Origin of the sequence: Aneurinibacillus sp. Ricciae_BoGa-3 (genome assembly GCF_028421645.1) — a bacterium.
Lineage (GTDB): Bacteria > Bacillota > Bacilli > Aneurinibacillales > Aneurinibacillaceae > Aneurinibacillus_B.
Genome location: NZ_CP116887.1, coordinates 3068731 through 3083054 on the forward strand (window position 1 = coordinate 3068731; position 14324 = coordinate 3083054).

Consider the following 14324-nt stretch of genomic DNA (forward strand, 5'->3'; position numbering starts at 1 on the left):
TATCGTGTAATTCATACTTATTAATCTTACCCTGTTTATGTCAGTTGAAAACGGTGAAACTGTTATATTACACAGAGCTTTAAGCTTTTTCACTGCATCCATTCGCATTTATGGCTGCTTTGCACTCATCTGAGTCAGGCTTTTAAACTCATACCCCTTTTTGCGGGCGTCATCAATGATTTTCCCAAGGGCTTCTGCATTATCCTTCGAAACCGAATGAAGCAGGATCACCGCTCCCGGGTGAAGCTGTGACATAAAGCTTTCGTATGCATATTGCCAGCCTCTCTGCGCTTTCGTATCCCAGTCTTTGTAAGCGAGAGACCAGAATACATTCGTATACCCCAGCTGCTTGCTTACATTAAGCATACGCTCGCTAAATATTCCCCTGGGCGGCCGCAGGAAACGAACTTCCTTCTGTCCTGTTACTTTGAAAATTCCTTGCTTAACCTTGTCAAGTTCCTCTTTAATTTTTTCACTAGACACCTGGCTCATATCCGGGTGGCTCCAGGAATGGTTGCCAATGATATGGCCTTCCTTTACCATGCGTTTCAACAGTTCCGGTTGATCTTCAATGTAGTGGCCGGTAACAAAAAAGGTGGCCGGAACTTTTTTCTCCTTTAGCACATTAAGAATTCCTTCTGTATAGCCATTCTCATATCCGTTATCAAAAGTCAAATACAGTTCCTTTTTCGCTGTGTTGCCTAAAAATATGGCTCCATGTTTCGCTAAAATGTCTTTAAAGCCCTCTTCATCAATGGATGGGAGCTGCCCGCTTTTACTCTTCTTAAAGCCAAAGTGAAAAGCTTGATTCGGATAGGCTCCTGCTGAATAAAGGGGTACTAACGCAACGATCAATATAAAAGCAATAAGATAAGGCAAACGCTTCATACCTCGATTCACTCCCGCAACAAATTTTTTCGCTACTACTAACAGAAATATTTTTTCTATAAAAGGATGAAGTTATGTGCCGGATAATAAGAATAAACACCGCGGACATGCCGCTCTGTCCTTTCCCGCAGAAGTTTTTTCGGCCGCTTTCTGTCACGACAGGCGGACCGGCAAAACATCCGGGTATCTCAATGATGGAGACAGGTTGCCAGTCTTTTTCGCCCTCTGTTCCAGACGCTCCACAGGGGGAAAGAAAGGAGCCGGCATTGCCCCGCGATGTTTTTCTTTAGCGTTTTGGGGACCATACGGTCCCCATTTAAGATGTAACAATTAACTTAACACTTTAAAGTAACATATAATTTCTTTATCGATGAAAAATCCCCACTTGTAAAGTGGGGATCGTAAAGCCTGACCGCAAATATGCTCTTACAAAGGCTATAGATTAACGCTTTTCATGCCTGCCTCCGGGTAGCGGCCGCCAGCGGCTGCATCCCGGGGAGCTACCTCATCGATTCGATTAAGCTCCTCCTGAGACAATTGAACCCGGGTAGCCCCGATGTTTTCTTCTAAGTATTTTCTTCTTTTTGTACCCGGGATCGGTACGATGTCATCGCCTTGCGCCAGCAGCCAGGCCAAAGCTAATTGAGAAGGCTGGCATCCTTTTTCGGCCGCAATATCGCGAATGCGGCTCACTAAATCGAGATTTTTCTGGAAATTTTCCCCTTGGAACCGCGGTGAGAATCGCCGGTAATCATCCTCAGCCAAATCTTCGAATTTCTGAATCTGACCTGTTAGAAATCCTCTGCCAAGCGGGCTGTACGGCACAAAGCCAATTCCGAGGTCTCGCACCGTGGGCAGAATTTCATCCTCTACATCCCGGCTCCACAGGGAATACTCAGTCTGCAGGGCAGTAATGGGATGTACTGCATACGCGCGGCGAATCGTATCGGGGGCCGCTTCAGACATGCCGAGATAACGCACTTTTCCCTCTTTCACAAGGTCTGCCATGGCGCCAATCGTTTCTTCAATCGGCGTATTCGGATCGACCCTATGCTGATAATACAAATCAATATAATCGGTGCCAAGTCTTCGCAGGCTTGCCTCACAAGCCTGTTTTACATATTCAGGCCGGCCATTTACACCAAGAAAGGAGCCGTCCTCTCCACGCACATTGCCAAACTTCGTCGCCAGAATAACCTGATCCCGGCGATCTTTAATCGCTTTGCCTACCAACTCTTCGTTCCTGCCTACTCCATACATATCGGCAGTATCGAGGAAGTTGATGCCGAGCTCCAATGCCAAATGAATCGTGCGAATGGATTCCTCATCATCCTGTCCGCTGTAGAAATCCGACATCCCCATGCAGCCAAGTCCCAGAGCTGACACTTCAAGATCTGATTTACCCAATTTTCTCTTTTGCATGTTCTACCTGCCTCTCTATGATTTGGAAGTTGTAACAAGAAATGCTTAGGCCGTGCCCCTCCAGTATACCGATTCAGCCGATCGCCGTAAACATATGTACTCTCTTTCCTAATTAAGAAGGTTTTTCGATGGAGCCCTGCCAGCGTCCGCGCATGGAACTCATTGAAAACGACTAGGATCCGCTGCAACTTGCACCATACACTACCCTATAAGAAAAGATGGATAATGATATATTTGAAAGAAAAGTGAACTTTTACGTTTTAATGCACTTATATGTGTACTTTGTGTTACCATCTTTATTTCTTTTAGGTATACTTAATTGTTGTACAAGCGAAAGGATCGAAATAGCATTTTACGGAGAAATGTGGTGAGTAGAATGAGTGGATGGATGATGGCTCTAATTGTGCATATATGCTTTGTTGTTTTTGGCAGTGCCATTTGGGTTTTTTATAAAAAAAATAAAGATGAATTTTAAGCTATTTTGCTTTTTCTTTTTTACCGCCTGCCTTACTTAACGAGAAACGTGAAGAAGTGGATTTTCCTTGGCTTTTTTGCATGTAGAGAAATCCTTTGGTTATCCAGATTGATAAGAGCATGATTACCATGTATGCCACGAAAATGTGAAGAAAGTTTACTCTGTTCAATTGGAAGAAGCCAATGGATGCAAGCAATGGTTTGAAGATAAAGGCCAGCACAACACTGAGGCCTGTCAAATACAGGTAGGTGTTTTTTTCATGGTTTACGGTCCATTGATAAGCAAGCATATAGGTTACCGGGATCAACGATGCCTCCAACGAGTAGTTAACGGGTGCTAACGGGATAAGTTGATAGGGATAGCCCCAGAGTGCGCTGCCTAAACGCTTTTTTCCTTTATGTCGCCCTTAGCAAGTCTCGAGAACAATAGGCCAATTAACATGGGAATGATCATAATTAAACCAATTGTAAGGGCGGGAAACGGCAAAAATTCGGCATAAAGTGTAGCGAATTCTCCCAAAAATCCCGCAATTACAAAAATAATGGCAGACAGCTTGCTGCCTTGTGATGAGGCGCGATACGCGGCATCCCAAACTACATATACATAAAAACCTGGATAAAAGGGGGCATAAGTATAATCAATTGCTTCCCAGGATTTTTTATGAAATCCGATTAAATCTAAGTATATTGCCTGATTGATATGGCCAGATACGTTATCCCAATGCTCGATAAACATAAAGGTAACCCCTTTAATAAATTGTTTGTTAAACATCTGGCCTGTACCTGGCATTAATATAGAAAACAAAGCCGCAATAATATTCACTAGACACACCCCATCGTCACATTTTCCTTTTTGTTAGATTTTTCTGTCGTTGTTTTACCTCTACGCTCTTCTACTGGGTGGATTGATTTATTCCATATAACATTTATCTGCTTATTTTTCCATATTTATACATTGTTTCTCGTTTTACTATACGGGATCAAAACGAGCCGATGGTTCCCTTTACAGAAAACACCGGCTCTATCCTTAAACTTGTAAAAAGCTACACTTTAAAATTTCCAATCACCGTTTGCAATTCATCTGCCATTTTAGATAACGTGGTAGATGAAGCTGAAATCTCTTCCATTGAAGCTAGCTGTTCCTGCGTAGCCGCACTTACGTTTTGACTTCCTGCAGAAGCCTCTACAGCAACCTCCCTCATGTGCTCAATCGCGTTCACCACATGATTTGTACTTATGGTAATTTGCTGGGCAGCAGCCGATACACCTTGAATCTCGCCAGACACGTTATCAATCGTTTCTTTAATTACATGAAAAGATTCTCCGGCTGCCCTGGCAACACTGAGTCCTTCACTTACGGCATGGGTGGCAAGCTCAGTTGACTGAACAGCTTGTCCTGTTTCCTCTTGAATAAGATGAATCAACGAAACAATTTGTTTGGCCGCATCTTGCGATTGCTCGGCTAGCTTGCGAACTTCATCCGCAACAACAGAAAACCCTTTCCCCTGTTCACCTGCTCGTGCCGCTTCAATGGCCGCATTTAAAGCCAGTAGATTGGTTTGGCTTGCTATGCTTGTAATGACTTCAGTTATTTTCCCTATTTCAACCGAACGCTCCCCGAGCCCCTTAACAACTTCCGTCAATTGATCCACCGTATCACTTATGGCATGCATTTGCTCCATCGTCGTCTTTATTGCCTGGTTTCCTTCGGCTGTTTGCTCTGATGCCTTTTCGGCATTCGCCGAGACATGCTGGGTGTTCTTTGCTATGAGCTCAATACTAGCCGACATTTCAGAGATTGAATTTGAGCTGTACTCCATTCCCTCAACCTGTTTATCTGCGCCTGCAGCAAGTTCCTGAATAACCGAAGTAATATGCTCGCTCGCTTTGCTTGTTTCCCCTGCACTTGCATGTAATTCTTCAGCAGCTGCCGCTACCTGGTCGGAGCTTATGCCTACTTGTACAATTAATTCTTTTAAGCTGTTTTTCATTGTATTAAAATCGTTGGCAAGTTCCCCCACCTCATCGCGGCTTCTTACATCGATATCCGCGAAAGCCAGATTGCCACCTGACATTTGCTTTGCACCTTCAGCAATCGCGGTGATGGGCTTGGAGATACGTGCGGCAAATAAGTACACAAGAAAGGCACCGATTAGTAAAGACAGACCGAGCGTGATCAGAAAAACATAGAGGACAGAATTTGCGCCGCTATTGAAATCCGACATGTAGGAACCCGCACATACCACCCAGTTCCAATTCGGATCAAGTTCTGCATAGACGATTTTTGGAGCGGTTTTTGACGGATCGTCAGGAAGTTTCCATTCGTATGTTACATATCCGCCACCGTTAGCCGCTGCATTTAAGGAATCGGTAACAAATTGTTTTCCATCTGGTGACACAGTATCTATCATGCTCTTTCCTTCAAGGCTAGGATGCGCGAGTTCCACCCCTTTCTGGTCATAAACGAACATATAACCATATTTACCGAGATCAAATCGTTCGTTAATCGGCCGTTTACCATTTGCATCTTTTTTCCCTAACATGACTTCTTTAATCTGTTCCTGAGCGTCAGCTAATGAAGTGTTTCCCGCTTGTACCTGTTTGTTTAATGTGTCTATCATAGCCATCACATAACGCACATCATTCTTTAATTGGATCTTTCCTGACTCATCAAGATAGGTTTTAGCCTCCTGATAACCAATGATACCGATTACAAGACTTGGAATAGCCAATAAAAGCAAACAAAACATGATCATTTTGGTACGCAGTGATCTCATGGTAAACCCAACTCTTTTCCCCTTCATCATTTCTCCCCCTAATTCTACTTTTATCAATAAATCATTGATTAATACTATGTATATAGTTTTATATCGTCATTTTTTTTATAATATTTAGATATAAGTTGCCAGCCTTTAGCCGGTTACTACAAACAATAACGGAAAGTACTTACGCTGGACGTTAGCCCATTACTTTCCTGTATATATAAGCCTAAGAATCTGATACATTTGGTATAACGGTTCTGCTTTCAAGCAGGCTGGATTTTGGTTGAGGGTTGGCGATTGTCTTATCGCTAACCTTTTTTTATTCCGTCTAATTATTCATTATACATCATGAAATAGGCCTTTTTCACCACTTTATCCTATTTCCGATTAGTTTGCTTGTGGAAAAAAGAACAAAAAAAAACATCGATTGATCGATGGTTCTGTTGGCACATTAATTATGGATAACTGTATCTTTCATTGAGTATTGTTCTACGGAGGTAATCTGATTTTTTTCATCAACAAAAACAACTTTATGACGCAAAGTTTGCACCTCTGCTTCGTTAAACAACCCCTGGCTTAAAATAATAACCAGATCACCAGGCTGGAAAAGGTGTGCAGGCGGGCCATTCAGACAAATTTTACCCGAATTCGGTTTAGCGGGAATGGCGTACGTTTTCCACCTGGTTGCGTTTCGCAGGCTTGTCACCTGCACCATTTCAAAAGGGAGTATGTCGGCCTTTTCCATAAGCGTCCGATCAATTGTAATGCTGCCTACGTAATTTAAATCTGCTTCTGTGACAGTCGCTCTGTGAATTTTTCCTTTACACATTAATCGTTGCATAACGGTATCGCTTCCCCCAATTTCAGATGCATTATAAAGTACTTAATACCGTATTCTATTCCCGGGTGAGGTGTCAGTGAACTACTCTCCATTAAAATGGAGAGCTTCTGCTGGGCAGACCGTATGGCCTGATTACAGATAACCAGCAGAACTTTTCATGCTTCAACGATGCGTGCCTTACCGCCAAAAAGCGGCGTGGTCTCTTGTTCTCTATAGAACTCCCACGGTGCCGCAGCTCCAAGGTCTTATGTTCGACCACTTGTGCTGGAAGTCTTTTCGCTGGTTCGCCATTTTGGCATGCAGCCTTGCGATTTTCTTTTTCTGCCGCTCGTACTGGTTTGATCCTTTTCTCATACGGGACAGCCGTTTCTGTTGGGTGCGCAGATTCCTTTGAGCGGTGATCAAATACCGAGGGTTAGGAATCTCGGTTCCATCTGTAAGCGGACAGACGCATAAAACCGACCGGCTTTTCTGCGAACCGTAGCGGCTTTGATCACGGCTCCCTTTTTAAAAATGCGACGCAGGTGATGGATAGACCCCTTGCATGCGACTACACCGAGCTTGGGCAACTGAAGCGAAGAAAAATCACCATGGAAGCGAATATTCCCATTGACCGCATTGGAGGTATAGCTTTGCTCCTTCTTGCGTCTGAAAAAAAGAGGGGTGATTCATCTCCCCATTGAAATGCGGATGATTCCCACTCATTTACCTAAAAAGAGCCGAAAACCCTTCGAGATCTCAAGGATTTTCGGCTCGTGTATTCAGCTTTTGACTTAGACTTCCATGATAATGGGAAGAATCATTGGGCGGCGGCGTGTCTGTTCATACAGGAACCGGCCGAGTGCGTCGCGTACATTGGTTTTGAGAGAAGACCATTCATTCACATTTTCCTCAACGCATTTATTAAGTGTCTGGGTAACGATGCGGTTGGCTTCTTCCAGAAGCGCCTCGGATTCACGTACATACACAAATCCGCGGGATATGATATCCGGTCCGGAAAGAATGGAGCCATTTTGTTTGCTCAATGTAACTACAACTACGAGAATGCCATCCTGGGAAAGCAGCTTGCGGTCACGCAGCACAATGTTTCCGACATCGCCAACACCGAGTCCGTCGATGAGGACAATACCGGCGTGGACTTTCGGGCCGTAACGGGCTTTACCACTCATGATTTCAACCGTATCTCCGTTGTCAAGTAAGAAGATATTTTCGGGTTGAACCCCGCATTGTTCAGCGAGTATAGCATGCTGGCGAAGCATTCTAAATTCCCCGTGGATAGGAATGAAATACTTCGGTTTCATTAAGTTCAGCATCAATTTTAATTCTTCTGCACTTCCGTGTCCTGATACGTGGATGTTGCTGCCATAAAAAACTTCGGCGCCAATTCGGTACAGCTGATCTACCGTGCGCGCCACATACTTTTCATTTCCTGGAATAGCGGTCGCAGCGATAAGCACGGTGTCCCCAGGCAATATGTCTACTTTACGGTGCGCGGAACGAGCCATTCGCGTAAGAGCAGACATCGGTTCTCCCTGGCTTCCCGTTGAAAGAATAACCACGCGTTCGGCTGGAAGTTTATTGATTTCTTCCGGTTCAATTAACATGCCCTCCGGAACGTTTAGATAGCCCAGTTCCATGCTCACGTTAACCACATTTACCATTGACCGTCCAACAACGGTTACTTTGCGGTTATAGAGTGCGGCAGCGTCTATAACCTGCTGAATGCGATGGATGTTGGAGGCGAATGTCGCAACGATAATGCGGCCTTTAGCCTTGTGGAACCGTTCTTCAATCGCTTCGCCGACCTGGCGTTCAGATCCGGTATAACCCGGGCGCTCTGCATTTGTGCTATCTGAAAGAAGGGCGAGTACCCCATTTTCCCCGATTTTAGCCATTTTGGCAAAATCAGCTACCTGGTTATTTACCGGCGTCTGGTCAAATTTAAAGTCTCCGGTGTGTACCACAGTCCCTTCTGGAGTCTCGATGGATACACCTACCGTATCCGGAATGCTATGGTTGGTTTTAAAGAAGCTCGCTGTAAAGCAGCCTAATTGTACTTCCGACTTGTTATCGATAAGGTTGAGCTTCGAATCGCCTAGTATACCGGCTTCTTTCAGCTTCCCTTCAATAAGGCCTAGCGTGAGTTTAGTGGCGTAGACAGGGACATTCAGCCTGCGCAGTACGTAAGAGAGACCACCGATGTGATCTTCATGTCCGTGTGTAATAAGAATACCACGGACTTTCTCTCTGTTCTCTTCTAAGTACGTAATATCCGGAATAACAATATCAATACCGAGCATTTCCTCTTCCGGAAACTTTAACCCTGCATCGACTACCACGATGTCATCCGCATATTGAATTACGTACATGTTTTTGCCAATTTCGCCCACGCCGCCCAGAGCGAAAATTGACAAAGCTTTCTGGTTGAGTTTAGACAAATTTATACCTCCTGTTTATTCAGTTGTAGTTACAATACATCAAACAAAACTATATTAAACCGCTCCAGTCACTTGTTAGTATTATACATGATAATTTCATGGAAAAACAAGTGCATCCTTCATACTGTTTCCTATTTTTCGGCGCATTATGTACCCATCTGTATAAAACACTAGCCATTTATTCGTTAAATAGCTGCCTGTTACAACAAGCAATCCAAAAAAAAGAGCAGTGATCATCTCACTACTCTTTTACCCATTATAACTAGGGATAAGTCTCTTCACTCTGAAATTTTTTATTAAAAAAGCGCCTCTACGTATGCTTGCTCCGCTTCAGTGAGCTTGACTAACGGAAGGCGAACGCCGCCTGTGTCAATGCCCTTAAGTGCAAGGGCTGCTTTCACCGGTGTCGGATTGGCTGCAATAAACAGCCCCTCGAATACAGGCAGAAGCTGGCGGTGCAGTGCACTTGCCTTCACCACTTCCCCGCTTACAAACGCTTCAATCATGGCTGTCATTTCACGGCCGATCACATGGCTGGCCACACTCACCACACCTGCTCCACCGATGGACATACACGGCAACGTCATTTTATCATCACCTGAATAGAGCACAAAGTCATCCGGTGTTCGGTCGATGATAAAAGACATCTGGCTTAAGTCACTGCTCGCTTCCTTGATCGCGACAATGTTCTTCACGTCTTGGGCCAGCCGCACAACCGTGTCGGCTGTCATGTTGATAACCGAGCGTCCAGGAATATTATACAGCATAACCGGGAGATCCGTGGTCTCCGCAATCGTTTTAAAATGCTGGTAAAGGCCTTCCTGTGAAGGTTTGTTGTAGTAAGGCACGACCAGCATGATACCGTCCACGCCTGTCTTCACCGCCTTGCTCGTGAGTTCAATGGAGGCCTGCGTATTATTGCTGCCTGTTCCGGCAATGACAGGAATCCGCCCCTTTACGATGTTTACAACATGACTAAACAGGTCAAGTTTCTCCTGTGATGTAAGGGTTGGAGATTCCCCAGTCGTGCCCCCGACAACAAGGGCGGTAGTGCCAGTTGAAATTAAATGCTCCACAAGCGCCTCTGTTTTTGCGCTATCCACTTTTAATTCATCATCCAATGGTGTAACCATCGCTGTTAATAATCTTCCGAATCTAGCCACGTTTATCCTCCTCAATATTGAACCTTATCCAGATCAAACGTTCTATGGAGGGCCCGCACGGCCCGCACCATATCCTCTTCTTTAACCAGCACCCATATTGTAGTATGCGAGTCGGCTGACTGAAGGATCTGAATGTCATCTTTCGTTAAAGCCTCTACTATGCGCGCCATTACGCCGGGTACACCCTGCATACCCGCCCCAATGGTGGAAACCTTGGCACAGCGCCGAGTAAGAATTGGCTTATAGCCCATGTCCTGCAGAATCGCCACAGCTTTATCCGCCAGCTCATCATGCACGGTGTAGACCACGCCAAGAAGGTTTACGTTTATAAAATCCACACTGATCCCGTTGGCTGCCATCGCTTTAAACACCTGCATCTGCAGGTCATACTGCCCCTCTTTTGCCAGTACCTTAATTTGCGTCAGGTTAGACACATGGGCAATCGCAGTAATAAGCCTATCATGCACTTCTCCGGCAACACGGCCAGCTTCCGTTACGCTTGTTACGAGCGTTCCTTCATCATCTGAGAAGGTGGAGCGCACGCGTATCGGAATGTTGGTTTGCATGGCAATTTCTACAGCGCGCGGATGAAGCACCTTCGCGCCCTGGTATGCCATGTTACAGATTTCAGAGTACGTAATGGCGGATAGCGGACGCGCCTCTTCCACTATACGCGGATCCGCGGTCATGATTCCGTTGACATCGGTGAAGATATCCACCATTTCCGCTTTTAAAGCAACGCCCAGGGCTGTGGCAGATGTATCGCTTCCCCCCCGGCCAAGCGTTGTCGTATCCCATTCTGTCGTCCGTCCCTGGAAACCTGTGACGATAACAATCTTCCCCCGCTCCAGCTCCCGTATAATTCGCTTAGGATTAATGGTAGCGATCTGGGCATTCATGTGATCATCGTTTGTTAAGATGCCTGCCTGGCCCCCGGTTAGCACAGCCGTTTTCATTCCGCGGGCATTGAGCATGCTGGACAGGGTTGCGGCAGAAATAATTTCGCCACAGGAGAGCAGCATATCTGTCTCCCTTGCTGCAAGCGCATTGCCATTCTCTTTTATTAAATCAAGCAGCGTATCGGTGGCATAAGGGTCGCCTTTGCGGCCCATTGCGGATACAACGACACAGACGCTATAACCTTGCTCAATTGCACGTACAATATGATAGATGGCTTGTTCTCGCTTTTCTATGTTAGTTAAAGACGAACCACCAAATTTTTGCACTAATATTTTCATTTTTGCTTCTCATTTCTCCTCAATTAGACCGCTCTTCACTAGCTCCTCAGCAATTTGTACGGCATTCCATGCAGCACCTTTAAGCAGGTTATCAGAAACAATCCACAAATGCAGGCCTCGCGGGTGATCTAGGTCACGGCGCAGACGGCCCACAAATACTTCAATTTTATCCGCCGCATCCAGAGCGAGCGGGTATTCCTGCTCCTGCGGATTGTCGACCACGACAACTCCCGGCGCCTGTTCCAGCAAAGAACGCACTTCATCTATCTCAAAATCATTTTGGAATTCAACATAAACCGCCTCAGAGTGGCCTTTGACAACCGGTATGCGGACACAGGTTGCGGAGACAGCGATGTTCTCATCCCCAAAAATCTTCTTTGTTTCCCGGGTCATCTTCATTTCTTCATTCGTGAACCCGTTCTCAAGGAAAACATCGATTTGGGGAATCGCATTGAAAGCGATCTGGTGGTGTTTAGGAAGCGAGCCAACTGGCATTATTTCTTTTTTTACTTCTTCTCCATTGATTACAGCACGAGTCTGATCTTCCAGTTCTTGAATCGCTTTGGCGCCCGCACCTGAAACAGCCTGGTAGGTGGAGACAATAATCCGCTCCATACCATATTTTTCACGCAGGGGCTGCAGGGCTGCAACCATTTGAATCGTAGAACAGTTCGGATTGGCGATAATGCCTTTATGCTGCTTCATGGCTTCCGGGTTTACTTCTGGCACAACCAGCGGAACTTCCGGATCCATCCGGAAAGCACTTGTATTGTCAATGCATACGGCACCGCGCTTTGCAGCTTCAGGCGCTAGTTTTTTACTAACGCTTCCGCCCGCACTAAAGAGAGCTATCTGTACCCCTTCAAAAGCGTCGGGCGTCGCTTCTTCCACTGTCAATTCTTCACCGCGGAAGGTAACTTTCTGGCCAGCAGATCGGGCGGATGCCAGAACTTTCAACGATTTAAGTGGGAATTGCCTATCTTCCAGCATCTTAAGCATTTGTTCCCCTACTGCTCCTGTGGCTCCAACTACTGCTACATGGTAACCTGTATTTTTCTCCATTTTTCCCACACTCCTTCAACAATGGCGCAGAAATTGACCTGCGTTGAATCTATGTTTTATTTTATTATACAGAACTGTCTACTGCATGTATCGAAATTTTTCTACCAGCATAGGCTGAAGCTGTTTGCCTTCCAGCGCTGCTTCACATGTGTCCTGAATCAATTCCATGCGGGCAACTAGAGAGTTCGGTTTTTTCTCAGGTGCATCCTGCCCATATGGGACAAGGAAAATATTCTTGGCTGCTGCCACTTTTGCGATATTGGCCGCGTTAAGCCCCAGCCCATCATTCGTGGAGATGGCGAGCACAACGGGGCGAAGATTTCGCATCGTAGCTTTCGCCGCCATCAGAACCGGGCTGTCCGTCATCGCATTCGCAAGCTTGCTAAGCGACGTTCCAGTGCAAGGCGCAATGACCATAACATCCAGTTTTTTAGAAGGTCCGAGTGGTTCTGCCTCCGGTATTGATGAAATAATAGCGTTGCCCGTTATGTCTAACAGCTGCTGCTGCCAATCCTCGGACTTTCCGAAGCGTGTATCTGTGGATGCCACCGTATGGCTTATAATCGGAATGACATTTGCTCCGGCATCAACCAGCCTTTTAATTTCGGGCATAACCTCCGCAAAGGTGCAATGCGACCCCGTCAATCCAATCCCAATAGTTTTGCCTATTAAGTTCACTTCGGTTTCCTCCTGCTTTCCGTTTGTTCGAAAACGAGACGAGACAGTGTGTTGGCCATAATCTGTCCCGCCGTTTTCGGCGCAACGATTCCGGGTAAGCTAGGAGCAAGTATTGCTTTAATTCCTCTTTTTTCCGCGTAACGGAAATCTGTTCCTCCGGGTTTAGAAGCCAGATCAATAATAAGGGCTTTATGTTTCATATTAGCTAGTATGTTTGCGGTCAGAACGGGAGCAGGTATTGTATTAAAGATAATATCCGCATCCACAATTATGCGGCCCAACTCCTGAATCGGAAATGGATTAACGCCCATCTCATAGATCCTGGCCAGATCCGCGGACGCACGGGCACCAGCACTAACTTTAGCGCCCAATGAGGACAAAGCCCTGACCATTGACATGCCAACCCGGCCAAGGCCGAGAACCACGCAATTTGAATTATGAATCGTAATTTCGGTGTTCTGGATCGCCATCATCAGCGCGCCTTCCACCGTTGGAATTGAATTGTAGATGGCGACATCATCTCGGTTCATCAGCTCTTCGAGTCCTAATTGATGATTAGCCGCCATATTTTTCAGGAAACTGCGTGCAATTCCAGTGTATATACAGCAGTGGGGGGTAAAGCCGCCAGATGTTCCGCCGCCAGCTTAATCGGTTTGGAACAAAAAATACTTTCTACATAACCCTGGTCGTCAGAGCCGACAACAGGCAAAATCAACGCATCTACATCGCGCAGAACTTCAGAAGAGAGCAGACGTTTAATAGCTCCTGTAAAATTACTCTCTAAATTGTCAAACCCAATGAGCGTTATGCTGGCGTCAAGCTCAATAAATTTTTTTATGACTTCGAGCTGGCGGGCATCCCCACCGATGAAGGCAGCATGAATTCCCGTTAGCATTTAATAACCCCTTTCAAACCATTTTACTGCAAATCTGTGGTCAATTAAAGTGTTAAAAAGGTTGTTGTTTTACTTGTTTCCCGGAATTCGTTGCGTTACTACCTCCATCGTATTCGCTGCATATACCTATGGTGACAGTTGCCTGATGCGGACTGACTGTTTGATCCGTTTATTTCAGGACCTTGGTTTTTTGCGTAGTTTCAATGATAATCATCTCACTGCCGATTTTTCGGATGGACTCCCATGGGACAATTACCTCTTCCTTTTTTCTTCCCAGCCCAAGCAGGCTGCCCGTAGGCAGAACAATTGCTTGAATCTCCCCCGAATCAGAATCTATCACCATATCCGTCTGACCAACATTCCCAATTCGCTCGCCATTGTTTAAGTCGATAATTTCTTTTCCACCAAATTCACTAAACCGCATGAACAATCCCCTCCTTTATTCTATAAACTAGCTTTATTC

The 14324-nt window shown here is 45.6% G+C and carries 12 protein-coding genes and 2 pseudogenes; all 14 read right to left on the bottom strand.

The features are described 5' to 3' along the window. Window positions 1-108 precede the first annotated feature (108 nt). On the bottom strand, window positions 109-888 hold the full coding sequence (gene pdaA, locus PP175_RS15530) for a delta-lactam-biosynthetic de-N-acetylase (RefSeq protein WP_272439237.1): 780 nt from the start codon (window positions 886-888) through the stop codon (window positions 109-111). A gap of 435 nt (window positions 889-1323) precedes the next feature. After that, window positions 1324-2310, bottom strand: coding sequence for an aldo/keto reductase (locus PP175_RS15535; RefSeq protein ID WP_272439238.1), 987 nt, complete (start codon window positions 2308-2310; stop codon window positions 1324-1326). Between the two features lie 476 nt (window positions 2311-2786). After that, a complete protein-coding gene (locus tag PP175_RS15540) occupies window positions 2787-3092 on the bottom strand; it encodes a hypothetical protein (protein WP_272439239.1) in 306 nt (101 codons plus the stop codon). Window positions 3093-3163: 71 nt separating this feature from the next. Next, window positions 3164-3607 carry a hypothetical protein gene (locus PP175_RS15545; protein WP_272439240.1) on the bottom strand — a complete coding sequence of 148 codons (444 nt, stop codon included), beginning with the start codon at window positions 3605-3607 and terminating at the stop codon, window positions 3164-3166. Between the two features lie 220 nt (window positions 3608-3827). After that, window positions 3828-5591: a methyl-accepting chemotaxis protein gene (locus PP175_RS15550; protein WP_272439241.1), complete on the bottom strand. Its 1764-nt coding sequence runs from the start codon at window positions 5589-5591 to the stop codon at window positions 3828-3830. A 406-nt stretch (window positions 5592-5997) separates the two neighbouring features. After that, window positions 5998-6387 carry an aspartate 1-decarboxylase gene (panD, locus tag PP175_RS15555; protein ID WP_272439242.1) on the bottom strand — a complete coding sequence of 130 codons (390 nt, stop codon included), beginning with the start codon at window positions 6385-6387 and terminating at the stop codon, window positions 5998-6000. A 210-nt stretch (window positions 6388-6597) separates the two neighbouring features. Then, window positions 6598-6816 (bottom strand): annotated as a pseudogene (locus tag PP175_RS30035) (transposase); the annotation flags it as partial. A 344-nt stretch (window positions 6817-7160) separates the two neighbouring features. Continuing rightward, a complete protein-coding gene (locus PP175_RS15560) occupies window positions 7161-8825 on the bottom strand; it encodes a ribonuclease J (RefSeq protein WP_272439243.1) in 1665 nt (554 codons plus the stop codon). A gap of 296 nt (window positions 8826-9121) precedes the next feature. Next, window positions 9122-9988: a 4-hydroxy-tetrahydrodipicolinate synthase gene (dapA, locus tag PP175_RS15565; RefSeq protein WP_272439244.1), complete on the bottom strand. Its 867-nt coding sequence runs from the start codon at window positions 9986-9988 to the stop codon at window positions 9122-9124. Between the two features lie 11 nt (window positions 9989-9999). Continuing rightward, window positions 10000-11226, bottom strand: a complete 1227-nt coding sequence (gene dapG, locus PP175_RS15570; protein ID WP_272439245.1) for an aspartate kinase — start codon at window positions 11224-11226, stop codon at window positions 10000-10002. 9 nt (window positions 11227-11235) lie between these two features. Next, entirely contained in the window at window positions 11236-12288 is a 1053-nt protein-coding gene (locus PP175_RS15575; RefSeq protein WP_272439246.1) for an aspartate-semialdehyde dehydrogenase, read from the bottom strand. 78 nt (window positions 12289-12366) lie between these two features. Beyond that, complete coding sequence (locus tag PP175_RS15580; RefSeq protein ID WP_272439247.1) at window positions 12367-12966, bottom strand: dipicolinate synthase subunit B; 600 nt, start codon at window positions 12964-12966, stop codon at window positions 12367-12369. Then, window positions 12963-13861: pseudogene (dpsA, locus tag PP175_RS15585) on the bottom strand (dipicolinate synthase subunit DpsA). Before dpsA ends, PP175_RS15580 begins: the two are co-directional and overlap by 4 nt. Window positions 13862-14030: 169 nt before the next feature. Then, entirely contained in the window at window positions 14031-14285 is a 255-nt protein-coding gene (locus PP175_RS15590) for a YlmC/YmxH family sporulation protein (RefSeq protein ID WP_272439248.1), read from the bottom strand. Window positions 14286-14324 lie beyond the last annotated feature (39 nt).

Bases quoted from the DNA above. Each gene is read 5' to 3' on its own strand.
- pdaA (WP_272439237.1), bottom strand. From the start codon at position 888: ATGAAGCGTTTGCCTTATCTTATTGCTTTTATATTGATCGTTGCGTTA.
- PP175_RS15535 (WP_272439238.1), bottom strand. From the start codon at position 2,310: ATGCAAAAGAGAAAATTGGGTAAATCAGATCTTGAAGTGTCAGCTCTG.
- PP175_RS15550 (WP_272439241.1), bottom strand. From the start codon at position 5,591: ATGATGAAGGGGAAAAGAGTTGGGTTTACCATGAGATCACTGCGTACC.
- panD (WP_272439242.1), bottom strand. From the start codon at position 6,387: ATGCAACGATTAATGTGTAAAGGAAAAATTCACAGAGCGACTGTCACA.
- dapG (WP_272439245.1), bottom strand. From the start codon at position 11,226: ATGAAAATATTAGTGCAAAAATTTGGTGGTTCGTCTTTAACTAACATA.
- PP175_RS15575 (WP_272439246.1), bottom strand. From the start codon at position 12,288: ATGGAGAAAAATACAGGTTACCATGTAGCAGTAGTTGGAGCCACAGGA.
- PP175_RS15590 (WP_272439248.1), bottom strand. From the start codon at position 14,285: ATGCGGTTTAGTGAATTTGGTGGAAAAGAAATTATCGACTTAAACAAT.